Raw genomic sequence first — 22,378 nt, forward strand, 5'->3', positions numbered from 1 at the left:
GGGTGCGGCTTGTGCCGCCCCCCGTGTCGAGGAACCAGGACCAGGTGGCCGCCAGGGTGACGTACGAACATGTCCAGCCATGCCAGTCGAGTAACGGCGATCGCGATGCTGCTTGTGAGCGGCATCCAGGTAAGCAGTGCCTTCGCCGAGTCGGCCTTTCCCGAGGAAGCCCGGCCGGTGGTACCGGCACGCACGGTGGCGGCACCTGCCAGGGCCTCGCCCTATTCCCCGGTAAAGGTGCCGAAGCACGCGATGGCCTACTACGATCTCTACGGCGGGGTCGACAACCTGCATGTACGCAGGACCGCGTCCGGCAACCTGATCCGCTTCAGCTATCGCGTTACCGATCCGGTTATCGCCAAGGTGCTGGCAGACAAGAGCGCGACGCCTTACCTGTTCGGGCAAAGGAGCCGGGCCTTGCTCCAGATTCCGGTCATGGACAAGATCGGCCAGCTCCGGCAGTCCGGGCCGCTGGAAGTCGGGCAGGAATACTGGATGGTGTTTTCCAATAAGGGCAATTTGATCAAAGCCGGGGACCGCGTCAATGTGATGATCGGTTCCTTTCATATCGACGGCCTGGTGGTCGAGTGATCGCGCGTGAGCGGGATCCTGGGGCATGGATCGAGGGGGGTGTACTCATGAACCGGTTTTTCTTCCTGGCATTGGGCCTGGTTTCCCTGGCGGCCTCGGCCGGCGCGGCGACGGAAAGCGCGCCCGCGGGCCGGATGACGGCGGCCCAGATCGCCGACAGGAATGTGGCGGCCCGTGGCGGGCTCCAGGCCTGGCGCGCGGTGAACAGCCTGACCATGTCGGGCCAGATCGACGTTGGGGGCAAGAAGGAGGTGAAGCTGCCATTCGTGGCGACGATGAAGCGGCCGCACAAGAGTCGCTTCGAGCTTCGCTTCCAGGAGCAGACGGCCCTGCAGGTCTACGACGGCACGCAGGGGTGGAAGGTCAGGCCCTTCCTGGGGCGCGACGAGGTCGAGCCTTACACGCCTGCGGAGGCCAGGGTGGCCGCCGCATCGGCGGAACTTGACGGCCCGCTGGTCGACTACGCCAGGAAGGGCATCAAGCTCGAATTGCAGGGCATGGAGTCCGTGGAGGGGCATCAGGCCTACAGGCTCAAGCTGACGATGCAAGATCGCGTCGAGCGGCGCCTGTGGGTGGACGCCACGAGCTTTCTTGAAGTGAAGATGGACGGCGAACCCCGCAAGCTGGACGGCAGGATGCACAACGTGGCGGTCTACTACCGGGATTACAAGGCGGAGGGCGGACTGAAGATCCCGCATGTCATGGAAACGGTTGTCGAAGGCGTCAAGAAAACCCACCAGATGACCATTCAACAAGTGGCGGTGAATCAGCCGGTGGACGATGCATTGTTTGCAAAGCCGCAGCTGGCATCGGTCAAGGTGCCAGGCAAGTAAGGAGATTGGGGGGGCTATGACAACAAGACGGATCGCAGCGAGGGTGCTCGCCGCCTGCATCTCGGTGGCGGCGATGGCGGCGGAGCCGGTGATGGCGTCCGATCTGAGCGCCGCCCAGATCGCAGAGAAGAACGCCGAAGCAAGGGGAGGGCTCGATGCCTGGCGGAAGATCCAGACCATGGTCTGGGTCGGGCACGTGGAGAGTGCGAATTCGCCTGCGCACTTCTTGCTGGCGATGAAGCGTCCCAACAAGACGCGCTTCGAGATCACGGCGCTCAACCAGATGGCCGTGCGCGTTTTTGACGGCAGCCATGGCTGGAAGCTCCATCCAACCCAGGATGGCAAGCCGAATCTGCAGCCCTACACGATGGAAGAGCTGCAGTTCGCGCATGACGAGCAGGTCATCGACGGGCCGCTCATGGACTACCAGGCCAAGGGGATTGCCGTTACGCTCGACGGCGCCGATGAAGTCGAAGGGCGCAAGGCATATCGCCTTCGCATCCGGTTGCCCTCGGGCGGCAGCCGGATGCTGTGGATCGACGCGAAGACATTCCTGGAGATCCGGTACGACCGGGAGTCCCGCAACGTTCTCGGCCAGTCGCACACGATCACCGTGTTCTACCGTGACTACAGGGCAATCGACGGGTTGCAGATACCGTGCACGATCGAGAGCGGCGTGGCGACGGCACAGGCGAAGGATAAACTCGTGATCGACGAGGTCTCGTTCAACCCGTCGCTGGGCGACTGGATGTTCGCCAAGCCTGGCACGCCGAGACAGGACAAGGCAGCGGTTTCGATCGGTGCCGAGGTGCGGCCAGGGTCGGGCGGAATGGTCCGGCGGGCCCCATAGCGATGGCACGGAGACTGTTCCTTCCGGCTGCAAGGGCGGTGCGCCCCGCCGGGACGCGCGCGAGTGACGGTGCGATCTCGCCTCGGGTAAGGCTGTTGCCCGGCGGATCAACTGGCGCGCGAGTGCGCCGATCCGCCGCGTGGGCGATCCTCGTGTGCTTCCTGGTCGCCGCACTGGCGGCGTTGGGCGGCAAGGCCAGCGCCGCATCGGCAACGGATGCCGGCGAAGCGATCTTCCTGCGCGGCGTGTTGCCTTCGGGCGAGCCGCTCTCTGCGAGCCGCGATGGCGGCTTGCGCATGCAGGGGGCGGCCGCGGCCTGTGTCAATTGCCACCGGCGCAGCGGACTTGGCGCCAAGGAGGGCTTTGGCACCGTCCCCCCGATCACCGGGCGGTATCTTTTTCACCCGCGTGCCAGGAATCTCGAGGACCTCGACCTCCCCTTCGTCGAGGGCATGCGTGCCGATCGCGATCCGTATACCGATGACACCATTGCCCGAGCTATCCGCGATGGCCTTGACTCGGAGGGCCGGCCACTGAACTACCTGATGCCGCAGTTCGCGCTGAACGATGCCGACATGGCCGCACTCATCGCCTATCTGAAGCGGTTGGACCAGCGCGGGCCGAGCGGGGTCACGGACACGGTGCTCCACTTTGCCACCATCATCACCCCGGATGCGGATCCGGTGAAGCGCCGCGGCATGCTGGATGTGCTCGAGCACTACTTCGCGGACAAGAACACGTTCCCGCTCGGGCCGACTCCGGCGCTACGCGCGTCGCGCAAGATGATGTTCATGGTCAATCGCCGCTGGCAGCTGCACGTCTGGGAACTGACCGGCCCGGAAGCGACATGGCAGGATCAGCTCAAGCGGCATCTGGCGGCGGAGCCGGTCTTTGCCGTGGTGTCCGGGCTCGGTGGCAGGAACTGGGCGCCGGTGCATGCATTCTGCGAGCAGGAAGCCGTGCCATGTCTGTTTCCGAATGTCGAAGTGCCGGTCAACGGCGAGACCGACTTCTATTCCCTCTATTTCTCCAGCGGCGTGCTGCTGGAAGCGGAGCTGATCGCGAAGCGGATCATCGATGCAGGCAACGGCAAGGGGGCCAGGTCGGTGCAGCAGATTTATCGTGCCGGCGACAGCGGGGAGCCGGGCGCCAAGGCGCTCGCCGCATTGCTCAAGCGGCACGGCGTCGCGGTGTCAAGCCATGCTCTCGCGCACGGCGAGAGCGTTGCTCAGGCGCTGCGCGGTGCAGCGGGAGCGGACGCGCTCATGCTGTGGCTGCGCCCGGGCGATGTCGCCGCGCTGGGAGGCGTGCCGCCGCCGCGCGCCGACGTGTTCATGTCGGGCCTGATGGGTGGGCTCGACGGCACGCCCCTGCCCGCGGGCTGGCGCGGCGTGACACGCCTGGCTTATCCTGTCGATCTGCCGGAACGCCGGCGCGTCCGCGTCGACTATGCGCTCGGCTGGTTTTCGATCCGGCATATTCCCGTCGTCGCCGAGCAGACGCAGGCCGATACGTTTCTTGCCTGTGGCCTGTTGGCGGAGACCCTGAGCCACATGGCCGATACGTTTGCGCGCGACTATCTGGTGGAACGCATCGACGACATGATCGAACGCCGGATCATCACCGGATACTATCCACGCCTGACGCTCGGGCCGGGTCAGCGCTTTGCATCCAAAGGCGGATACATCGTCCGGTTCGCCGAACCCGAGCGCACCCGGCTGGCCGCCGACGGCGAGTGGACGGTGCCGTAGCCACGCGCCCCAAAAGGCCTCCATCCCCGGGGGAGCCGCGAGTCGCCGGATGCGGATGCAGGTCCCGGCGAGAGGCCAGGATGGATTGCCCTACCGCCGCGGTAGGGCGTCGACCCATACCGCGCCGCATGGCCGGTCTCTACCATTCAGGTGCGGGATAGCGCTGCCGGAGGGGAACCCGGCGCTGGGCGGTCTGTTGCCGCAGCGCTTCGATGATTTCTGAAGGAGGATGCCATGGGAATGTTCAAGCAACGATGGGGCAGGGCGCTGGTCCTGGCCATTGCGGCCGGAAGCACGGCCGCCGCGGTGATACCTTATGCCATTGCGCACGATGGTGCCGATCCGCATGCGCATCACCACATGATGCGGGACACGCGCACATCGACGGTGGCCTACGCGCTACCCTCCGTCATGCTGGTGCGGGATGATGGACAGACCGTCTCCCTGAAGAGCGAGCTGGACGATGGCCGTCCGGTCGTGCTGACGTTCATCTATACCACTTGCACATCGGTTTGCCCGGTGATCAGTCAGACGCTCTCGCAATTGCAGGGCGAACTTGGCCCGGACCGGGACAAGGTGCATATGGTGTCGATCTCGATCGACCCGGAGCAGGATACGCCGTCGCGCTTGCGGGAGTATGCGACGAAGTTCGGGGCGGGCCCCGAATGGCAGCACTACACCGGCGCGCTTGCCGCGAGCGTAGCAACGCAGCGCGCGTTCAACGTCTATCACGAGGACAAGATGAACCACGGTCCGGTGGTATTCCTGCGGGCGGCCCCTGGCAATCCATGGGTGCGGATCGACGGTTTTGCCACAGCCGACGAGCTGTTGCAGGCGTATCGGAAGCTGGTCGAAGCGAGTTGAATGAAAAGGGAGGGCGCGATGCGAGCGTGGCGCGTCCTTCATCCCCCGTCTCCCGATATCCGGCATCGCCCGCTAATCCTGCGGGCTGTCTCCGCTTGCCAGCAGAAAGCCGGGAATCGGAGGGCAATGAAAACGGACGATGGTCAGTTGGGAGAGCGGCCAGCAGCGCAGCTCCGAGCAGAACTGCCGCTCGCCAAGGCCGGCTTGCAGCAACGCGTTAAGCCATATCCAGGCTGTGCCATGGCCAAGCTTGAGGTCATCGTCGACCCACTGCGATCCGACATAGCGTGCGGGTAGAAAGCCGGTGTGCCTTGTCCCATCCCATAGCAGAATCTCGACCGGCCGCCAGATCCTGTCAAGCAGATAGACGAGAGGGGGGAAGTTCATGACGGCCACCATCTCGAATGGGATCCAGAAATATTTTCCCCCGAGAAATACCTCGCTGATCGGCCCCAGGCGATCGTCGCTATCGCGCAGCCATGAGAACGGGCCGAGATTGGTGCTTCCCGGGAGCACCGTTGGCGTCGCGTCATACGGTGCGGTGCCGGGATCCGCGGCAAGGCGCCCCGTGAAATTGATGGTCCGCAGCGAAGATAGCCGCCGCCTGACCCACTGGCGCGTGCCGGGCAGATAGCTGGGGCGTGCCGGGCCGGAAGCGGGCTGGCCGAGGAAGACGCTCGCTCGCTGACGCTCGGCTCCCAGGCAACCGTGGTATTGGTCGATGCACTGGCGGAGCTCCGGAGCCATGGTTGCGCAGCGCGCGAGCATGGTACGCGCGATATGCCATTGGCCGGTGACGCAACTCCATTGGAAAGCCATCCAGTGCGGACGCCAGGCTTGCCGTGTCTGTTTCGTGCAGCTCAGCGATTCCGCGAGGAGGAATTCAATATGTGTATGCGCAGCCAGGACCCATGCTGCGCTATCCTCCAGCGAACTCTGCGGCGGACGGACGATGCTGGCTTGGCTCGACCGGGACCCGGGTGGAGAGCCGCTATCGAGCTTTTTCTTCATGGCGTTTCTCCCGATTTCCTGAGGCCGGGACAGACGGATATGACGCTGTCGGGATGAACCTCGTCGCACCTCGGCTATCGGAACGAGGCGACTGTTTTTTGTGCAGACGCAGCGCGCGATTTCACTCGCGATTGTTGCAGTGTATAGGCGGGCGATACTGCTTGCTATGGGGCAGCATCCTACGAATCAGGCGTGGTGTCAGGCCGAAAGGACGGCATGAGGCAAGCGGACCGGAGGCGAAGCAGGACAAGTTCCTGCTAGCGGCAGCAGCGCAAATCTGCGGCGAAAGGCAAAACGGTTGATGCCGTTCGACAAGGATATGGATACGATGGCGGTCAGGCAGCGAAGCAGCGGGTCGGAAGAACCGCGGAACAGGCTGTTCGGTGGCCGCGCGACAAAGGCGCCATCCAATCTTCCCTCAACCTGGTGAATAGCAATGCAGAGCCTGGCGAATCAAGACTACTTTGAATCCTGTGACGGTACCGTTCGAGTATGGATCGAGCAGGGTTCATCCATCCATATCAAGGCTGTTGCAAAGGAGAATGATCCGGTTGAGTTGTCAGAATCGGAAGCGATGCAAATAGCGGAAGTGCTCAGGCAATTTGCCAGCCGGGTCTGATTGCCCGAGCCCTGCCCACCGGGATGCAGGCTGGGGTCTGTGCTCGCCGCAGGGGAGAGGAGCAAAATGCGCGATTGCCGGCGTTCATGGCACTGTCTATCGTGTCTTGCCCCGCGCACCCTTCCTGGTATTGCCGGCGCGAGGTGCGTCCTTGGCAGGCAAGGCGCCGCCGCCGTTCAGCTGCTCCATCCACGACAGGGCGTCGATGTACGACAGGAACTGGTGGAGATAGCCTGGCGACAGCTCGTGCATCAGCAGGAACGCCCGATGCACCAGGTGACTCGAGTTGAGCGGTCCGGCATTGTCGGGAACCTGCTGCAGTGACTGCCGCAACTGTCGATCTGAACTGACCCTGACCTTGGACCAGGTGTCCCTGAAGTAATCGAGTACCTCCAGTTCGGGTTTGGCGGCGCGCCGGGGCAGGGGGGGGCTCGCCGCAGCGCCGCCGCCATCCGCCGGCGGTTGGCTGGCGGCGTGGCTGTCGGCATGGCTGTGGGCATGGCTGGCGATGTAATCGATCAGCTCGCCAAGCGCCCCGCGGGCGGGCGCGGGTGCCGATGGCGTGCCGTCGGCATCGCCGGCCGCGCGCGCGGCGCTTTCGATATCGTCGCCATAGGCCTTGAGCAGGCCGGACAGCCTGTCGTCCAGGATGCGTCGCGCATCGCCGCGGTGGCCGGCTGCGCGCCGATCGAGCGCGTCCATGAAATGGAAGCGGATGGGATCCAGGCGATCGGCGCCGCGCTCGCGCCATGCGTCGAGCGTCGCCCGGGCGTGGCTTGCCCCGCTGCCTGCCTCGCTGCTCTGTGTTCCGTCGTTACTCACGGGGCTTCACCGATTCCCGGGATGGCCTGGAGATAGGCGCGATTTCCACCCGGCGGTTCTTGGCCTGTCCCGCCACATCGGCATTCGACGCCACGGGCTGTTCGGAGCCGAACGCGGCCGCAAATACCGAGGACGACGGAATGCCGTCATCGATCAACGCGCGGGTCACCGTCAATGCGCGCTGGGCCGACAGATCCCAGTTGTCGGCGAAGCGGCGGTTGCCGTCGCGCAGTTGCTGGTCATCGGTAAAGCCGCTTACCATCAGGATCTCGTCCCGGGCCTGGAGGTATGCGGACAGCGGCCCGGTCAGGCTCTTCAGTACTTCCCGGCCCTCGGGCTGCAATTGATCGGAGTTCAGCGCAAACAACACGCTGCCGCTGATGCCGATGCGTCCATTCACCAGCGTCACCCGGCCCGCCGCCAGCGGCCCCGCCAGCGCGTCTTCCAGGGCCTTGCGGCGCTGCGTCTCCACCTGCCGCTGCTTGACCTCTTGTTCCAGCCGGGTCGAGAGTTCCAGCTGCACGCCGATCACGCTCACCAGGATCAGGACGAAGGTGCCGAGCAGCACCGACATCAGGTCGCCGAAAACAGCCCAGGCCGGTACTGTCGGCTCCAGGCCGCCGTCGATGTCCTCGCTCATGCTGCCTCGGTGCCGGCGAGTGCCCGCTGGCCGGCGAGCTGTTGCAGGTCTTCGACGATCTGCTTCTGCGACATCATGCTCAGGTCGATGACTTCCCTGGCCTGCGCCACGTAATACGCGAGCTGCTCGTCGCTACGCGCGAGGGACTTGTCCAGCGCCGCTTCGATGCGCTGCAGGTGGGCCACCAGCTTGTCGTTCGATTCGCCGAACAACTGCACGGCCACACCGAATGCCTCGCCCAGGCTCGCCACCTCGACGGCGCTGCCGGTGACCTGCGCGGCCACTTCCGACAGCTTCCCGGTTTCGGCCTCGACCTTGTCGGTGAAGCGGGTGCCGACACGATCCAGCAGGTCCGCCGACGTGGCCACCAGCGCGTCGACCGCCGTGCGCTGCTCGGTGGAGGCGTGGTTCACGGCATCGAGCAGGGTGGCCAGCGTTTCCAGCAGGCGGCTGCGCTCCTCCAGCATCGCGTTGTCGTGGGCCAGGCTGTCGGAGAGCTTCTGGCGCAGTTCGCCGATAACGTCGGCCGCGGCCCTGGGGGCTTCCGAAGCGGCTTGCACCAACCGGCCGATCTCGGCAATGGTCTCGCTGGCGTGCGCCTGCGCCCGCGACGAGATATCGCTTGCGGTCTGCGCCAGCGTCTCGCAGATTTCCTGCTGCCGGCTCGCCGTTTGCGTGCTGGCCTGCTCCCATTCCTTGCGCAGGGTGTCCGCCATCGCACCGAGCGATCCGGTCCAGGCCGCCATCCGCTCCTGGTCCCGCGATGCCAGTTCCGCCTGCAGGGCTGCTGCAGCCTTGGGGGCCTGCGCGGCGGCTTGCACCAGCCGGTCGATCTCGGCGATCGTCTTGCTGGCATGTGCCTGCGTCTGGGACGACATGTCGCGCGCGGTCTGACCCAGCGCTTCGCAGATCTCCTGCTGCCGGCTGGCGGTGTGCGCGCCGGCCAGCTCCCATTCCTGGCGCAGCGTGGCGGCCATTGCACCGAGGGATTCGGTCCAGGCTGCCAGCCGTTCCTGGTCCCGCGATGCCAGTTCCGCCTGCAGCGCTGCTGCAGCCTTGGGGGCTTCCGCGGCGGCGGCTACCAGCCGGTCGATCTCGGCGATCGTCTTGCTGGCATGCGCCTGCGTCTGGGACGACATGTCGCGCGCGGTCTGACCCAGCGCTTCGCAGATCTCCTGCTGCCGGCTGGCGCTGTGCGCGCCTGCCAGTTCCCATTCCTGGCGCAGCGTGGCGGCCATCGCACCGAGGGATTCGGTCCAGGCCGCCAGCCGTTCCTGGTCCCGCGACGCCAGTTCCGCCTGCAGCGCTGCTGCAGCCTTGGGGGCTTCCGCGGCGGCTTGCACCAGCCGGTCGATCTCGGCGATCGTCTTGCTGGCATGTGCCTGCGTCTGGGATGACATGTCGCGCGCGGTCTGACCCAGCGCTTCGCAGATCTCCTGCTGCCGGCTGGCGCTGTGCGCACCCGCCAGTTCCCATTCCTGGCGCAGCGTGGCGGCCATTGCACCGAGGGATTCGGTCCAGGCCGCCAGCCGCTCCTGGTCCCGCGATGCCAGTTCCGCCTGCAGGGCTGCTGCAGCCTTGGGGGCTTCCGCGGCGGCTTGCACCAGCCGGTCGATCTCGGCGATCGTGCTGCTGGCGTGCGCCTGCGCGTGGGACGACATGTCGCGCGCGGTCTGCGCCAGCGTCTCGCAGATCTCCTGCTGCCGGCTGGCGGTGTGCGCGCCGGCCTGCTCCCATTCCTGGCGCAGCGCTGCAGTCATCGCACCGAGCGTCCCGGCCCAGGCCGCCAGCCGTTGTTCATCCCGCGCCGCCAATTCCGCCTGCAGGTCCGCATGCGACTGGCCCACCGCGCGCACCAGCGATGCCGAGTGCTGTTCCAGGGTCGCCGCAGCTGCCGCCAAGGCGTGCTGGTTGTCGCCCGCCAGCTTCTCGCTGACGTGTTGGTGCCGCGATAGCGCGTCGTTCCACGCCGCCGACACGTTGCCCGCCACGATTTCCAGGCGGGCGGAGACGCCGTCCAGCAGGGTGGCAGAGCGTTGCTCGAACGTCGCGGCGAAGCCATCGAGCGAGCCGCGCAGGTCCTGGGCAAGCGCCTCGTTCGTACGCTGCTGGCCGGTCAGCGCCTTGTGCCAGATCTCCGCCACATCCTTCGTCGTGGCCTGGAACCCCGCCGACAGGCCGTCCAGCTGACGCTGCACGGCCTGCGAGACAGTCTCGTGCAGCGAGGCCGTCTCGCGCGCAAGACCCGCCATCGTGGCCGCCACGGCCGGCTGCAGTGCCGCGCCCGCGGCGCGGGCGCTTTCGGCGACGCCTTCCTTGACGGACTGCTCCATGGAGGAGGCCAGGCGGGTATAGACGGCCTCGACCTTGCCCTGGAAGGCGTCCTGGCTGGCCAGCTGCCGCTCGTTCATGGCCAGGCTCTGCTGCTCCATGGCCGTCATCATGGCCTGCAGCCGGTCGACCAGCGCGGGCATCACCTCGGCTTGCCGTTGCAGCAGCGTGAAGGACGCCTCGCGCTGATGGGTCTGTGAGTAGATGCGCAACGTCGTTGCGATCCTGGCGTCCAGCATCTGCGCCGCCTGGATCCGCTCGCGCCGGCACAATGTGGAAAGCAGCCCCAGCATCGCGGAAGTGGCCACGCCGGCGATCGAGGTGCCGAACGCAAAGCCCAGGCCCTTGACCGGCGCGGCCAGCGAAGCCCGGATCGCCTGCAGGTCCGTCGCGCTTTCCAGCGCCATCCCGGTGCCCCGCAGCGTCACCACCATGCCCAGGAACGTGCCCAGCATGCCCAGCAACACCAGCAGGCCCACCAGATACGGCGTCAGCGACGGCCCCGGCAGGCCCACGCGCTCACCCTCGATGCGCAGGCGTACCGCATTGCGCAGGCTGGGATGCAATGGATCCAGCCAGGCACCCAGGCTGGCCGGCGGCTCCGACAGGCCTGCCAAGGCGCGCATCAGGCTGGACGTGGCCTGCTGATAGCGTTGCAACTCGAACGCGCCCGCCAGATAGCAAACGCCAACCAGCATCGTGACGGCCAGCGCCAGCGTATTCGAGCCGGCATAACCCGCGCCGATCCAGCACACGGCGGCCAGACCCACCAGGAAAACAGCGAAATTAACAAGATTTCGGGACATGGCGTCCTAATTAGCTGGTGCGAAGAGCCGCTAGCAGGCCTTCCACCGGTTGTAAACGAACTTCCAATTCAGCAAGCAACACGCTCTGCATATCCTTGCGGAACACTTCCAGCCAGGCGCCGGGCGTCATCGCCGCGGGCGCATCCGAGGCCTCGGCGTCCGCCAGCGCCGCCCGCTCGGCCCGGCGCAAACGCTCGAAGTGACCTGCGAGCAACGTGGGCACCGTAGCCAGCAGACTCCGCTCGCGCACAATCAGCCCGCGCTCCATCACGGCATCCACCACCGCGAGCCGGCTCATCTCGGGCGTCCTGGCGGCCAGCATCCCGCGCAGGCGGGGGCGCAGGTTGCCGATGCTCGTCTCCATCGTCTGCTGCAGCGAGAGATACCGCTGGCGAAAAGTCGAGTAATCGGCATCCGTGTCCGCGGGGGCTGCCTCCGTCGGCGCCTGCGTGCGCCCGGCCCGCCTGGCTGGGGTGAACGCGGTATCGCTGGCAATGGCATCCGCCAGCGCGGTCCGCACACGGGCGCACTCGCGCTCCTCGGCGCTGCCGAATGTCCGCGCGCCGCTGGCAACCGCAGGCGGACTGCCGTTCAGGGCCGCGGACAGCGCGATGGCATCCGTCCAGCCAAGCCATTGGCTCAGCCGGTCCGAGAGCGATTGGCTGGATTCGGGAACATCGGCGTTCGTCAGGCGAGCCAGCAAGCGAACGAGGGCCGGGCCGCTGAAACCTGTATGCCGGGGGGCTTGCACCATACCACCAGAGTCAAAAAAGGGAGGAGTTTACACTCCGGCGGGGGGGATGGGGCAAGCAGGCTTGGGGAAGGCGGATTCCGGCCCGGGTGGCAGTACGGGCGCGTCGGACTGGTTCGGCCGCTGATCGGGCCAGGTCCGATCAGCGACGGTTCGACGTCAGAACACGCCAAGCGCAAGACCGGCCGCCAATCCGGCGCCGAGCTCGGCACAGCGCGCCAGATCCTCGGCGCCGATCTCCTTGCGTGCCAGAATGCGCTCGGGCGTCTGTGCATGGGTGCACACGATCAGGCCTGGCGCCACGCATTTGAGGCGCCAGCCGGTGGCGATGCGCTCGACCTGACGCAGTGCGTTCTGCCCGTCGCTGCCGGCACAGATCATGGCCGCATACGGGCGACCGTTCAAACGGTCAAGTGCCGCGTAGTAGCAGCGATCGAAGAAGTCCTTCATCAGCCCGGACATTGCGGCCAGGTTCTCCGGCGTCGCGAACAGATAACCATCGGCTGCCAGCACATCGTCCGGACCGGTCTCGGCCGCACGCTGCAACTTGACCGCGACGCCAGGCTGCGTGCGCGCCGCGCCGGCTGCCGCCTCGGCCATCTGCTGTGTCCCTCCGGTCATCGTGTGGTAGATGATCAGCAGCGTCTTCATCCGTTCTCGCTCGCCGTCCGCCAGTACGCTGCGAACTGTATCACGCCATCGTCACCAGGACGCGCCCCGGACACTCGCCCGCCGCGGCAAGCTGCGGGGCGGAAATCGCCACCGGCCATCTCAGTTGCCACCGGCGCCGGCCGCATCGTCGTTGTTCGCCAGCAGGCGCAGCGCGGCCCTGTCGCACAGCGTGACCCGCCCGTAGTCGAGACGCAGCATGCCTTGGCTCTCCCAGGTCTTCAGCTGCCGGTTCACGCTTTGCCGCGATACGCCGAGCATATGGCTCAGGTCTTCCTGCGAGAGCCGCAGTACGGCATCCTTCTCGTCAGGCGAAGACAAGGTGTGCGCATGGTCTGCCCATAGCAGGCGCCGTGCCAACCTTACCGGGAATGGCTGCAGGATCGTTTCGTCGATCCACCCGAGCGCCAGCCGATAGCGGCGGCAGACGAGCCGCGTGAACTCGATGAGAAAGCGCGGCTGTTCATCGACCAGTGCATGGAAGGTGGTGGCCGGTACCACCAGCAACTCGCTGTCGGCCACTGCCCTTGTGTCATAGATGCGGGGCGCGTCGACAAACAGCGAGACCTCGCCAAACCACTGGCCGGGCTCAAGCATGCTCAATACGGCCTCGCGTCCGTTCTGCGCGGTGGTGCTGACGCGAAGCTGCCCGCTATCCACGCAGAAGAGCGCATCGGGTTCCGAGCCATAGGTGAAGAGTACGTCGCCCTTCTGAAGGCGCCGTCGTGCCGCGTGGGCACGCAATACCGATTCCAGTTCGGGCGAAAACAGCCGGGGGCTTGCAGACTCCGCCGGAGCGGGGGGACATTTTCGCATCTCAGGATGAGCCGTTGGGTGAATCGCCAGCATACCGCCTGGACGCACCGGATGCAGCAGTGGGCCAGGCATATCGCCCAGGGTTTCTCCGGATGCCGAACTGCCAATCGGCGACAGTCTCGCGCCGGGGGACTCCCGATAATGGCCTCGGTCCGCCGCCACGCCGTGGCAACAGGGCGGGCCATTCCCCATACAAGGACAGGACCCGCACGATGACTGTAACGACCGACATTGCCCAGCGCCAAGAACGCCGCGAACGGCTGGTGCTGGATCATTTCGCCGATGAGACCAGGCAGGACTTCGACGCCGTCCTGGCTACCTTTGCGCATCCGCGCTACGAGCTGATCCCCGGCGGGGAAGTCCTTGACGGCAGGGATCCGGTCCATGCGTATTACCTGCAGACGCGCAGGGCGTTCCCGGATCAGCGGCACGAGATCATCAAGCTGCGCCATACCGAGGATGCCGTCATCGTGGAGTTCTGGCTGCTCGGGACCCATCGCGGCCCCCTCAATGGCCTGCCGCCGACCGGCAATGCGTTCCGGTGCCGGATGATTGCGCTATTCATCTTCGAAGGCGAAACGCTGGTGTGCGAGCGCGTCTATTTCGACTCGCTGACCATGATTCGCCAGCTGCTGGCCGGCGTGTCGCCCGAGGCGCTGCCCCGGGTTCTTTCCGGCTTGCTCGAAAAGGTGCCGGCGCAGACGCCGGCCGTCGCATGAGCAGGCTCCTGCAAGGACAACGAGCATGAATCGAGACTTTCCACCCGAGGGCCTTCTGCCCGTGGCAGACTTCGACGGCGCGCGGCGGCTGCCTGCGCCCCTGGATCGGCTGCGCGCACTGCGGCGCTGCGCCCGGCAGTTCCGCGAGCGCTTCCTCGATGCGCCGCCGGTTTCCTTTGCCGCCAGTTTCAACCTTCTTCGTGTTCCCTATCCGGCCTGGTATGCCTTCAGCGGTGTGTATTCGCAGCAATTGCTGAAGCCGCACTTGATTCACCTGCTGGCGCGCGTGGCCGTGATCCAGTTCAAGGGTTTCGATGGCAGGGCACGCACGCTGCTGTTCACGCCTGCCGACTTCGAGGCCGGGGCGCAAACGCCATACTTCAAACGGATGGCCGAACACACGCCGCGCATGCTCCGGGGTGCTATCGCGCCGGTGCATGCGACCGTGCTGCAAGCATTGGAGGCCTGCGGCATTGCTCCGGATGAGGTCGACTACATTTCATATGACCACCTCCATACCCAGGACGTCAGGCGCTGGCTTGGCAACGCAGCGACGCCGGGACTGTTTCCCAATGCGAAACTGGTAGTGCACCGCCAGGAACTGGCGAGTGTCAATGCCTTGCTGCCGATCCAGGCCGACTGGTATTGCCCCAACGGGCTGGACGGCGTGCCGGCGTCCCGGATCCTGGCCTTCGACGGCAGCGTCGAGCTTGGACATGGAGTGGCACTGGTCCATACGCCTGGGCATACGGAGGGCAACCATTCATTGGTTTACCGGACGCCGGACGGCATTCGCGTCAGCAGTGAAAACGGCGTGTCGGCCGACAGCTGGGCGCCCGAGCATTCGCGCCACAACGGTATCCGGCGCTTCGCTCGTGCCACGGGCGCGGAGGTCATATTGAACGGCAATACGCAAGAAGGCAGCAACGACCAGTACCTGTCGATGGTAGTGGAGAAGACGATCGCCGGCCCCTCGGCCGATCACGCGTTCTCCAATGTGGTGCCGTCCAGCGAATGCACGCCGCATTGGCTCTTTCCCGGGGCCCCGTCGAGCCATCTGTGGGGCGAGACCCGCTTCGGATTGCCAAGGCTGCGTTAGGCGCGGCCCCCAAATCGAACAACGAGAACGGAGACAACACGATGCCATCAGTGCGGCCGGCATTCGGATGCCTCCGGAGAGCGGCGCCGTCAATGCCGGATCGGCTTGCCCTTCAGAGCAACTGCTCGACAAGATGCAGGTGGACCTTCACTTATCATGGTTGGGTTTCGCCCCCGGACGTCGAGGGTGCGGTAGTTAAAGCCGCTGCTTCAGCAAGGGATCAGGAGAACATCAGTGATGATCCATCACCGCTGCATATTATTCGCGCTGGCGTTGTCGATGCCCGCTGCCAATGCTGGGGACGACCTGCAGAATCGCGGCCAGGATCCCTTCTTCCAGGTTTCCTCGGCCATTCCCAACTGCCCGGAGCCCGCCGGCCCCCGTGTGAGCGAAGCTGAGTGGCGGCGGGAGTCGCACCACCGCATCGAGCATGGCAATCACTGCTGGCTGGAGGGACGATGCCGCTTGCCGAATGCCTTCGCCTACGATCAGGAGATTGCCGACAGCACGCGTCGCCGTTTGCAATGGCTGTCGGCCAATATGCCCGGGTGGCGGCAGAGTACCTTGTGGGTGACGGTGTGGCAGCGCTGGATGCTGGTCCAGGGTTGCGTGGCGCCGGACTTCGCGGCGCAACCGTTCATGAACGCGCTACGGGATGTTCCCGACGTCGAGCGTGTCATCGATCAAACTACCGCGCATCCCGAACGCGGTGTGCCCTATGCGCTCTACAACAAGGGCGCGCTGGGAAAAAACGGTATGAAAGCGAACGGAGTCAACGATAAAGGCAAGAAGAAATGAGACGGCCAAAGAGTGGATATGGTTCGGGAAATCCGCCCATTTCCCGCAGTGGGAGGGGAAGGAAAAACTCCACGACTTGTTGAGCAGGAAAGCTCTGCCTGCAACACCGGGGAGGCGGTGCGAGGCGGCCTTGTGGCCGTCTGCCTCATCACGCCCACTTCTTCCCTAGTTCCTCCAGGCCAGCCTTTTGCAGATCCTCCGGGCTCATCACAACGCGGAACTTGCAGTTGGCCTGGAAATTGAGAAAGAAGGGCTCCACAAAAGCAGGAACGTCGGATGGATTTTCGACATTGACCAGGAAGACCCCGCCGCGCATTCCGTCTTGCTCGGTAAAGTATGCTGCCTCGGGCTGGATCGCTTCGAGAATACGCCCGATGAGCTCGCCCGCCTTCCCGTCTCTGATGAGCGCGTTGAACGGCTCATGGGGGAATTGGACTGTGAGTAGCATCTTCATGATTCAGATCCCCTTGCATCGTTGCTGCACCGTGGGCAGCTCTTTGCCACAGGCGTTCGTGCCGCACAACCTCGTCGCTCGCGGCGGTCGGGAAAACCGACGCCGTGGCTAGCAGGGGCGCCGATACTATCAAGATAGCACCGGCCGCTCAAAAAGCCAGCTGGCTGCCCATCCCTCCTGTGGATGAGGCTGGACCCGAAGGTGTCGCGAGACGGCCACACACCGTAAAGGCGAGAAATCCAGGCCAACGCGAGTCAACCGGAGACGCCATGACAAGGCTGTGACCGGGTGGCCGTGCGCGTATGCACCTGACAGTGCAGTCGCGTGGAGAATGCAAGAATATCCATCGGCGCCATCATGTGCCCGCGGTCTTCCGCTGGCGATTACCTGGCGTTTCTGAGCCGCGGACTCTATAACTGAACGAAAATCACGGATGTACTACGATCATGCCGGATGAGTATCGTGCAGCACTAGAAGAGGCATACACGCTGGCCTTGGATTTCCATCGCGCGCGCGCGAAGAGAAACCCTGAGGCGACGGCCAGCTTCGACGCGTTGTGGGCGGCCCTGAACGGCCCGACGCCGACGGACGGCATGGCGCCCGCCGAAGTCATCAAACAGTTGGCCGAGGGGGTAGACGCTGGCCTGATGGGGGCGGCGGGGCCGCGTTACTTTGCCAAGGTCACGGGGGGCTCGCATCCGGTTGGCGTTGCGGCCGACTGGTTGACAAGCATCTGGGGGCAGAATAGCGGGAGCTACCTTGGGTCTCCGGCAAACGCAGTCGTTGAGCAGATCGCAGCGATATGGCTGCTCGATTTACTGTCATTACCCCCGGATTGCTCGATCGGCTTTACAACTGGCGCGACGATGGCAAGCTTCGTTTGTCTTGCTGCCGCGAGAGGCGAGGTCTTGCGCAAGGCCGGTTGGAATGCCGATGCGGAGGGATTGTTCGGCGCGCCGCCCATCAGCGTATGCATTGGCAACGATGCGCATGCAGCGATCTTTGCCGCGTTGCGTTACCTAGGCCTCGGCCATGACCGCGTCGTCAGAATCCCGACGGATGATGCCGGGCGCATGCAGGTTGCAGCGCTGTCCACGACCTTGGCGTCTTGTGGCGGGCCCCTGATCGTCATCGGGCAAGCCGGCCAGATCAACACAGGTGCGTTCGACCCCTTCCGTGAGATGGCGGACGTCGTGCATCGCTACGGTGGATGGCTTCACATCGACGGCGCTTTTGGCTTGTGGGCGCGCTCGTGTCCGACGTTCGCCCATTTGACTGAAGGCATCGAGCAGGCGGACTCCTGGGCGACTGATGGGCACAAGTGGCTCCAGCTGCCCTACGATTGCGGTTATGCCATCGTCCGGGACGCGCACGCCCATCGGCGCGCGATGGCATACGAAGCGAGCTATCTGCCGGCAGCCGGCGGCGAATGCCGGGAGCCCTTTCACTACGTGCCGGAACTCTCAAGGCGCGCACGCGGCTTCGCCACGTGGGCGCTTATCCGCGCGCTAGGGCGCAGCGGTATCGCGGCGATGATCGAACAGCACTGTCTGCTGGCCCGGCGCATGGCGGAACGGCTCGCGTCGGAAGCCGGCGTGGAGATCCTCAATCCAGTGGAGCTGAACCAGTTTATCGTGCAGTTCGGCACAGGACTACCGCCGGCGCAACGAGATCAGTTAACGAGGGCGGTCATAAAATGCGTTCAGGCGGCAGGCGTCTGCTATGTAGGTGAGGCCGGTTGGCGCGAGCGCGTGGTGATGCGCTTCTCAGTGATTTCCTGGGCGACCACCGGGGCCGATATCGATCGGTCCGCCGAATCCATCATTGCGGCGTGGCGGGAAGTTGGCGCCGGCACGATGAACTCAGGGTGAGCGCATAACGGCCTTTGCCTTGGCACCCATCCGGATACATGCGCTCTTCAATGACGATCCGATCTGATCATGCCAGGCACACTGGTTGCGGGAGGAACAAAGGTGAACCGAATCCCGATCGCCATCGCGGTAGCGCTTGTCGCGGGCGCATGGCTCGCTCCGACAACCGTGGCGAGAGCGGCTCCATGTCTTATGGTGACGTTGACGGGCACGCAGGGCGGCCCGGGCGCTTTCAATGGCTTGGCTGGTCCTGGAACGCTGCTGAGCTACGGCGACGATAGCAACGGCTGTGGGGCGCTGAATCTACAGTTCGATGCAGGGCGTGGCACTACCATGCGTCTGTCCCAACTCGGCATGACGGTCGGGCAACTCGACGCAATCTTCTTCACGCATCTGCACTCGGATCATACCGACGGCTTCGCCGACATCATGCAGTTGCGCTGGCACTTCGAGTCCGCGCGGCCCAAGCTCGATGTGGTGTGCAGTGCCGATACGGTATCCGCGGAGGGTTTCACGATCAGCTGCAGGAAACTCACGCTGCATATTGCCGATGCCTTCATCCAGTCCGGCGAGATCGCGCAGCGTGTGTCCGAGGATAAGGCGCGTCCCGCAGGCGGGCCGGCCGAACTGATCAACACGATCACGTTCGAGCCGAAGGACGAGCCGGAGGTGGTCTGGTCGTCGGGTGATGTGAAGGTCAGCGCAATCCGTTCGACTCATATCGCGGGCCATGCATCCTATCGTGTGGACACGCCCGCCGGTAGCGTGGTGATAGGCGGCGACGCGGGCAACGACGCAATCGCCCCCCCGCGCGCCTCCTCGACGTCCAATGAGGTAGAGAGGTTGGCGAAGGGCGCGGATGTCATCGTTCATTCGACGATTCACCCCGCCATGGCGCCCGGGAAGGGTAGTGGAATGCCGCCACGGATCTTTTATCGCCAAAGCTCGGCACCTGATCTTGGCGCAATGGCGAAACGGGTCGGGGCAAAGTATCTGATGCTCACACACCTGATCCCGCCGCCCGGCGCGACGCACCAGGGCCCCTGGCGCGTTCCGGGTGGTCGTCTGACCGAAGCGGACTATCGCAAGGCCGTCCTGGAGAGCGGATTTACCGGAAATGTAGTCGTGGGGGCGGATCTTGCGAGCGTCCGTCTTCCGCCGAAGTAAAAAGGCACGCTCGCTGCCTGCGCGCGGGATTCCGTAAGCCGCCGGATCCATCTACGGAAAACCGGAGCGATTTCGGGACGGCGGCTGCGCTTGATGGGTCGGCCAGTCTGGCTCATTGCGACGGGTGCAGGCTGGAGAACCACAGGTAGCCATCAAAACGGTCCCCGTCAAAGAACAGGAAGAGGAAAATCCGTCGATCATCGCTATTCTCGCCACCGAGGTCGATCAGACCTTCCTCGTAGTAGTACGTCCACACAGTGCGCGGCGAGGACTGCCAGGGCATCATCGAACGCCCGCGTCCATCGGGTTTTCCGAGCACGGCAAGCACCCCCTGCTGCGTGGCATTGCCTATCTGGAGCGACTCGTTCAATACGGCAACATCCGGCTTCTTTCCTGCCCGCACTTGTATGGGGCCGCAGCCGGCCAACTGGCCGGACGCCAGCACCAGGAGTGACATGGCGAGACAGCCGCTGATCATGCGCGCGCCGATCCAATGCGCAGGTTGCACCAAGGCCTTCTCCACGCGTGTCCGTATTGATGGATCCAGGGCAGGTCTCATGGCCTTGTCTCCAGCAGTTGCCCGGAAGAGAACCACATATACCCTGCGTAGACATCCTTTTCCATAAATACGAGGAGCATCTTCAGCTTTACCTTTTTCCCCTCGGATTGCGTGTACTCGTAGAACCAGACCTGCTGCTCGGGGCGGTCGGGCGCGAACCTGGCCTGCCCGCGACCGCGCGGCTCCCCGAGCGCGGAGACAACATCGTTCGCGCTGGAAACGGCAATCTTGAGCGACGGCAAGCGATCGACCTGGGGCATGGCGCCAAAGTGCATGGTGGTGGCACACCCTGCCAGGAAGACAAGTCCAGGTACCGCTAGAAGGGAAGTCGCCAGCCGGCGTAAGACACCCATGACGGCCACTTCACCAATCGACCGCCGGCTTGAGTACATTTGAGGTCCAAAGATAACCGTCGAGGATATCCATCTTGAAGAAGACCAGCAGGATTTGCTGGCGCAACTTCATGTCGATCGTGCCCGCGCCCCATCTGGTGTCCGTGACTTCGATGTCGTCGTAGTACCAGATCTCGCGCGGGCCGTTGCCCATCGGCAGTTCGCCATTTCCCTCGGGGCGCGCTATCTCGCTGCGGCCAGTCCCGTTCGGCACACCCAGCAGGCGCTGAACATCATCTTTTTTCGATACGCCGCGGCGTAAATGCTGTTCTATCAAAGCGGTGTCGGGAAATACACCGGTCCCGACCGTCTGTGCATGCAAATGCGAAGCGAGTAGTGCGATGCTGATGAACCCGGCCGCCAGCGCCAGGCCGACTTTGGTATGGGTCATCGCTTGTCCCTCCGTAGCGTACTCACCTACTTGCCGGGGCTTTGCCAGAAGCAAGCTGACGGAGTTGTCTCACGACATCATCAAGCGCGGATGCCAGGATGATCTTGTCAGCGCCGATGGAATACAGTCCGCCCGCCGCCACCGTGGCTGCCCCGCGCACGATAGCCATTGTTTCTCCCGTGGTTGAATCCACGACCATCACGGCGACCTGGCCGGAAGTCGCGCCCCAGCCCGGAAGCAACCAGCGTTTGACGGCATTTCCCTCTGCGAAAGCGGAAACATCGCAGCTCAGCACGTAGCGCCCATCGGTCTTTATCTCGAACTCGGGGCTGCCTTTGAGCTTGGCAATCAGCGTATCCGTTGCTTCGTGACCCAGATCCCGACTGGCGTAGCCAGTACGGTCGATGCACGGCTGCACCCGCAGTTGCATGCGCCCGTCCGTGCTGAAAACAGGGTGCAGGTCAGCCAGCGACTCCTTTTCGGCAAAGCTGGAGGCGCAGCCCTCAAGGGCGAAAACCCCGGTCAAGACCAGCGCGGGCGCGGACGGTATTCGCATGGGCACGCCATATGCGGCATTGCAGTAAGCGTGGGAGAGGCCCTTTCACGCAGCGGGCCGTCAGGAAACGCTACCAATGCCATCGCAGCGAGTACCCTGAAAGCTAATTTAGCGCTCGCTGCTTTGATGTCAAGCCGCGAATGGAAGTGCAAGGCGTCCCGCTTGCGCACGAGCGGCGATCACCTCGCGTATTGATCCGGCCAACTCGAATTCGAATGCATGCTGCGTGCATCGGATAGCGTCTTATCTTTCGATTGCTCCCGCCGATACCGTAGTCTGCAAATCACCAAGGTGAGCGTTCGGCTACGAGCGGAGGCCGAACAAGCCGTGCCAGAACGAATCGAAGGCGCCGGGGTGGCGCCTGGGCCGCGTCACCTCGTCGGGGTCCGACGCCGCCGCCCCGGCGGGCGTCGCGGCAGCCTCGGCGTCGGGCGCGTCCGCGGCCATCGCACTTGCCCGCCGCGACTCCTGCAAGGCCCATGCGCTGTCCGCGATGCGTGCCGCCAGATCCGCCTCGCAGTCCCGGCCGAGCAGCACGCCGAAGATGACATCGCGATTGTGGCCGTCGTCGGCAAAGCGCATCGCGATAGCGACCATCTTCTCGTAGTGTTCCTGCGCGACGCGCCGGGCCTCGCGTTGCGCCTCGCGCTCCTGTTCTTGCTGCGCCTCGTGCTCGGCCTGCCAGCGCCGCATCTCCTGCTCGAATACCTCGTCGTAGATCTGGCGCTGCCCGGCATCGGAAAGAATGGCGTAGGCATCGCGGATTTCATGGAACGCCGCGTGCGCCTCCGCCTCGCGGCCAGGGTTGCGGTCAGGGTGCCACTTCATCGCGGCGCGGCGGTAGGCGCGCTTGATCTCGTCCAGGGTGGCGTCCGCTTGCACGCCGAGGGTCGCGTAGAGGGTGGTCATGGGCCAATGGGGCGGCTGCTTTGGGGAGCGCCCATCCTAGCACGGGGTGGCCCGCCGGCACGGGCATCGCCACGTTGACGTGGTGCTGTTATTGCGGTCGCTTCGGAAA

At 64.7% G+C, this 22,378-nt stretch carries 24 protein-coding genes; 11 read left to right on the forward strand and 13 right to left on the reverse strand.

Annotated elements, in window-relative coordinates; all coding sequences use genetic code 11:
* Window positions 1-105: 105 nt before the first annotated feature.
* The 5 genes from AC3FOF_RS08615 (at window position 106) to AC3FOF_RS08635 (ending at window position 4,889) form a co-directional block, all read left to right on the forward strand.
* Window positions 106-591 carry a hypothetical protein gene (locus AC3FOF_RS08615; protein WP_017225291.1) on the forward strand — a complete coding sequence of 162 codons (486 nt, stop codon included), beginning with the start codon at window positions 106-108 and terminating at the stop codon, window positions 589-591.
* Between the two features lie 47 nt (window positions 592-638).
* Window positions 639-1,424, forward strand: coding sequence for an outer membrane lipoprotein-sorting protein (locus AC3FOF_RS08620; protein WP_488726327.1), 786 nt, complete (start codon window positions 639-641; stop codon window positions 1,422-1,424).
* Between the two features lie 16 nt (window positions 1,425-1,440).
* Window positions 1,441-2,274, forward strand: coding sequence for a hypothetical protein (locus AC3FOF_RS08625; protein WP_488726328.1), 834 nt, complete (start codon window positions 1,441-1,443; stop codon window positions 2,272-2,274).
* A gap of 2 nt (window positions 2,275-2,276) precedes the next feature.
* Window positions 2,277-4,025: a c-type cytochrome gene (locus AC3FOF_RS08630; RefSeq protein ID WP_488726329.1), complete on the forward strand. Its 1,749-nt coding sequence runs from the start codon at window positions 2,277-2,279 to the stop codon at window positions 4,023-4,025.
* A gap of 240 nt (window positions 4,026-4,265) precedes the next feature.
* Window positions 4,266-4,889, forward strand: a complete 624-nt coding sequence (locus tag AC3FOF_RS08635; RefSeq protein ID WP_488726330.1) for an SCO family protein — start codon at window positions 4,266-4,268, stop codon at window positions 4,887-4,889.
* Window positions 4,890-4,961: 72 nt separating this feature from the next.
* Here the strand turns inward: AC3FOF_RS08635 and AC3FOF_RS08640 are convergent, their stop codons facing one another.
* Entirely contained in the window at window positions 4,962-5,900 is a 939-nt protein-coding gene (locus AC3FOF_RS08640; protein ID WP_488726331.1) for a type VI secretion system accessory protein TagJ, read from the reverse strand.
* Between the two features lie 436 nt (window positions 5,901-6,336).
* Between AC3FOF_RS08640 and AC3FOF_RS08645 the strand changes: the two genes are divergently transcribed.
* Window positions 6,337-6,519 (forward strand): hypothetical protein, encoded by a 183-nt coding sequence (locus tag AC3FOF_RS08645; protein ID WP_488726332.1) that lies wholly within the window; start codon window positions 6,337-6,339, stop codon window positions 6,517-6,519.
* 96 nt (window positions 6,520-6,615) lie between these two features.
* Here AC3FOF_RS08645 and AC3FOF_RS08650 read toward each other — a convergent pair whose 3' ends face one another.
* The 6 genes from AC3FOF_RS08650 to AC3FOF_RS08675 form a co-directional block, all read right to left on the reverse strand.
* The gene (locus AC3FOF_RS08650) at window positions 6,616-7,341 is read right to left on the reverse strand and encodes a DUF2894 domain-containing protein (protein ID WP_488726333.1); all 726 of its coding nucleotides are present in this window, start codon (window positions 7,339-7,341) and stop codon (window positions 6,616-6,618) included.
* Window positions 7,334-7,981, reverse strand: a complete 648-nt coding sequence (locus AC3FOF_RS08655) for an OmpA family protein (RefSeq protein WP_276269246.1) — start codon at window positions 7,979-7,981, stop codon at window positions 7,334-7,336. Before AC3FOF_RS08655 ends, AC3FOF_RS08650 begins: the two co-directional genes overlap by 8 nt.
* Entirely contained in the window at window positions 7,978-11,118 is a 3,141-nt protein-coding gene (locus tag AC3FOF_RS08660; protein WP_488726334.1) for a DUF802 domain-containing protein, read from the reverse strand. The genes AC3FOF_RS08655 and AC3FOF_RS08660 overlap by 4 nt, the downstream gene beginning before the upstream one ends.
* A gap of 10 nt (window positions 11,119-11,128) precedes the next feature.
* Window positions 11,129-11,872 carry a DUF3348 domain-containing protein gene (locus AC3FOF_RS08665; protein WP_488726335.1) on the reverse strand — a complete coding sequence of 248 codons (744 nt, stop codon included), beginning with the start codon at window positions 11,870-11,872 and terminating at the stop codon, window positions 11,129-11,131.
* Window positions 11,873-12,028: 156 nt separating this feature from the next.
* Window positions 12,029-12,520: an NAD(P)H-dependent oxidoreductase gene (locus AC3FOF_RS08670; RefSeq protein WP_017226241.1), complete on the reverse strand. Its 492-nt coding sequence runs from the start codon at window positions 12,518-12,520 to the stop codon at window positions 12,029-12,031.
* 120 nt (window positions 12,521-12,640) lie between these two features.
* On the reverse strand, window positions 12,641-13,282 hold the full coding sequence (locus tag AC3FOF_RS08675; protein WP_017226240.1) for a Crp/Fnr family transcriptional regulator: 642 nt from the start codon (window positions 13,280-13,282) through the stop codon (window positions 12,641-12,643).
* Between the two features lie 284 nt (window positions 13,283-13,566).
* Here AC3FOF_RS08675 and AC3FOF_RS08680 point away from each other — a divergent pair, with 284 nt between their 5' ends.
* The 3 genes from AC3FOF_RS08680 (at window position 13,567) to AC3FOF_RS08690 (ending at window position 15,970) form a co-directional block, all read left to right on the forward strand.
* Complete coding sequence (locus AC3FOF_RS08680) at window positions 13,567-14,073, forward strand: ester cyclase (RefSeq protein ID WP_488726336.1); 507 nt, start codon at window positions 13,567-13,569, stop codon at window positions 14,071-14,073.
* A gap of 25 nt (window positions 14,074-14,098) precedes the next feature.
* Window positions 14,099-15,172 carry an MBL fold metallo-hydrolase gene (locus AC3FOF_RS08685; protein WP_017226238.1) on the forward strand — a complete coding sequence of 358 codons (1,074 nt, stop codon included), beginning with the start codon at window positions 14,099-14,101 and terminating at the stop codon, window positions 15,170-15,172.
* A gap of 237 nt (window positions 15,173-15,409) precedes the next feature.
* Window positions 15,410-15,970 (forward strand): BON domain-containing protein, encoded by a 561-nt coding sequence (locus AC3FOF_RS08690; protein ID WP_488726337.1) that lies wholly within the window; start codon window positions 15,410-15,412, stop codon window positions 15,968-15,970.
* Window positions 15,971-16,118: 148 nt separating this feature from the next.
* Here AC3FOF_RS08690 and AC3FOF_RS08695 read toward each other — a convergent pair whose 3' ends face one another.
* Window positions 16,119-16,424 carry a panthothenate synthetase gene (locus tag AC3FOF_RS08695; RefSeq protein WP_488726338.1) on the reverse strand — a complete coding sequence of 102 codons (306 nt, stop codon included), beginning with the start codon at window positions 16,422-16,424 and terminating at the stop codon, window positions 16,119-16,121.
* A gap of 446 nt (window positions 16,425-16,870) precedes the next feature.
* On the opposite strand from AC3FOF_RS08695, the gene AC3FOF_RS08700 reads away from it, so the two are divergent.
* Together AC3FOF_RS08700 and AC3FOF_RS08705 are read left to right on the forward strand one after the other, a co-directional pair.
* Window positions 16,871-18,295, forward strand: coding sequence for a pyridoxal phosphate-dependent decarboxylase family protein (locus AC3FOF_RS08700; RefSeq protein WP_488726339.1), 1,425 nt, complete (start codon window positions 16,871-16,873; stop codon window positions 18,293-18,295).
* 102 nt (window positions 18,296-18,397) lie between these two features.
* On the forward strand, window positions 18,398-19,462 hold the full coding sequence (locus tag AC3FOF_RS08705; protein ID WP_488726340.1) for an MBL fold metallo-hydrolase: 1,065 nt from the start codon (window positions 18,398-18,400) through the stop codon (window positions 19,460-19,462).
* Between the two features lie 112 nt (window positions 19,463-19,574).
* Here the strand turns inward: AC3FOF_RS08705 and AC3FOF_RS08710 are convergent, their stop codons facing one another.
* From AC3FOF_RS08710 to AC3FOF_RS08730, 5 genes are all read right to left on the reverse strand, one after another.
* Entirely contained in the window at window positions 19,575-20,021 is a 447-nt protein-coding gene (locus tag AC3FOF_RS08710) for a hypothetical protein (protein WP_488726341.1), read from the reverse strand.
* Window positions 20,018-20,281: a hypothetical protein gene (locus tag AC3FOF_RS08715; protein WP_488726342.1), complete on the reverse strand. Its 264-nt coding sequence runs from the start codon at window positions 20,279-20,281 to the stop codon at window positions 20,018-20,020. Before AC3FOF_RS08715 ends, AC3FOF_RS08710 begins: the two co-directional genes overlap by 4 nt.
* A 103-nt stretch (window positions 20,282-20,384) precedes the next feature.
* Entirely contained in the window at window positions 20,385-20,804 is a 420-nt protein-coding gene (locus AC3FOF_RS08720; protein WP_488726343.1) for a hypothetical protein, read from the reverse strand.
* A 22-nt stretch (window positions 20,805-20,826) separates the two neighbouring features.
* Window positions 20,827-21,360, reverse strand: coding sequence for a DUF4410 domain-containing protein (locus tag AC3FOF_RS08725; RefSeq protein ID WP_488726344.1), 534 nt, complete (start codon window positions 21,358-21,360; stop codon window positions 20,827-20,829).
* A 303-nt stretch (window positions 21,361-21,663) separates the two neighbouring features.
* The gene (locus AC3FOF_RS08730) at window positions 21,664-22,269 is read right to left on the reverse strand and encodes a J domain-containing protein (RefSeq protein WP_488726345.1); all 606 of its coding nucleotides are present in this window, start codon (window positions 22,267-22,269) and stop codon (window positions 21,664-21,666) included.
* Between the last annotated feature and the right edge of the window lie 109 nt (window positions 22,270-22,378).

This window comes from Cupriavidus sp. 96C5-1 (assembly GCF_057798855.1).

What these genes read in the sequence shown, in the direction of transcription:
- AC3FOF_RS08640 (WP_488726331.1), bottom strand. Translation starts at nt 5,900, where the DNA reads ATGAAGAAAAAGCTCGATAGCGGCTCTCCACCCGGGTCCCGGTCGAGC.
- AC3FOF_RS08670 (WP_017226241.1), bottom strand. Translation starts at nt 12,520, where the DNA reads ATGAAGACGCTGCTGATCATCTACCACACGATGACCGGAGGGACACAG.
- AC3FOF_RS08700 (WP_488726339.1), top strand. Translation starts at nt 16,871, where the DNA reads ATGCCGGATGAGTATCGTGCAGCACTAGAAGAGGCATACACGCTGGCC.
- AC3FOF_RS08725 (WP_488726344.1), bottom strand. Translation starts at nt 21,360, where the DNA reads ATGCGAATACCGTCCGCGCCCGCGCTGGTCTTGACCGGGGTTTTCGCC.
- AC3FOF_RS08655 (WP_276269246.1), bottom strand. Translation starts at nt 7,981, where the DNA reads ATGAGCGAGGACATCGACGGCGGCCTGGAGCCGACAGTACCGGCCTGG.
- AC3FOF_RS08685 (WP_017226238.1), top strand. Translation starts at nt 14,099, where the DNA reads ATGAATCGAGACTTTCCACCCGAGGGCCTTCTGCCCGTGGCAGACTTC.
- AC3FOF_RS08615 (WP_017225291.1), top strand. Translation starts at nt 106, where the DNA reads ATGCTGCTTGTGAGCGGCATCCAGGTAAGCAGTGCCTTCGCCGAGTCG.
- AC3FOF_RS08630 (WP_488726329.1), top strand. Translation starts at nt 2,277, where the DNA reads ATGGCACGGAGACTGTTCCTTCCGGCTGCAAGGGCGGTGCGCCCCGCC.
- AC3FOF_RS08680 (WP_488726336.1), top strand. Translation starts at nt 13,567, where the DNA reads ATGACTGTAACGACCGACATTGCCCAGCGCCAAGAACGCCGCGAACGG.
- AC3FOF_RS08645 (WP_488726332.1), top strand. Translation starts at nt 6,337, where the DNA reads ATGCAGAGCCTGGCGAATCAAGACTACTTTGAATCCTGTGACGGTACC.
- AC3FOF_RS08715 (WP_488726342.1), bottom strand. Translation starts at nt 20,281, where the DNA reads ATGCCCCAGGTCGATCGCTTGCCGTCGCTCAAGATTGCCGTTTCCAGC.
- AC3FOF_RS08625 (WP_488726328.1), top strand. Translation starts at nt 1,441, where the DNA reads ATGACAACAAGACGGATCGCAGCGAGGGTGCTCGCCGCCTGCATCTCG.
- AC3FOF_RS08635 (WP_488726330.1), top strand. Translation starts at nt 4,266, where the DNA reads ATGTTCAAGCAACGATGGGGCAGGGCGCTGGTCCTGGCCATTGCGGCC.
- AC3FOF_RS08730 (WP_488726345.1), bottom strand. Translation starts at nt 22,269, where the DNA reads ATGACCACCCTCTACGCGACCCTCGGCGTGCAAGCGGACGCCACCCTG.
- AC3FOF_RS08695 (WP_488726338.1), bottom strand. Translation starts at nt 16,424, where the DNA reads ATGAAGATGCTACTCACAGTCCAATTCCCCCATGAGCCGTTCAACGCG.
- AC3FOF_RS08660 (WP_488726334.1), bottom strand. Translation starts at nt 11,118, where the DNA reads ATGTCCCGAAATCTTGTTAATTTCGCTGTTTTCCTGGTGGGTCTGGCC.
- AC3FOF_RS08710 (WP_488726341.1), bottom strand. Translation starts at nt 20,021, where the DNA reads ATGAGACCTGCCCTGGATCCATCAATACGGACACGCGTGGAGAAGGCC.
- AC3FOF_RS08665 (WP_488726335.1), bottom strand. Translation starts at nt 11,872, where the DNA reads ATGGTGCAAGCCCCCCGGCATACAGGTTTCAGCGGCCCGGCCCTCGTT.
- AC3FOF_RS08620 (WP_488726327.1), top strand. Translation starts at nt 639, where the DNA reads ATGAACCGGTTTTTCTTCCTGGCATTGGGCCTGGTTTCCCTGGCGGCC.
- AC3FOF_RS08690 (WP_488726337.1), top strand. Translation starts at nt 15,410, where the DNA reads ATGATCCATCACCGCTGCATATTATTCGCGCTGGCGTTGTCGATGCCC.
- AC3FOF_RS08720 (WP_488726343.1), bottom strand. Translation starts at nt 20,804, where the DNA reads ATGACCCATACCAAAGTCGGCCTGGCGCTGGCGGCCGGGTTCATCAGC.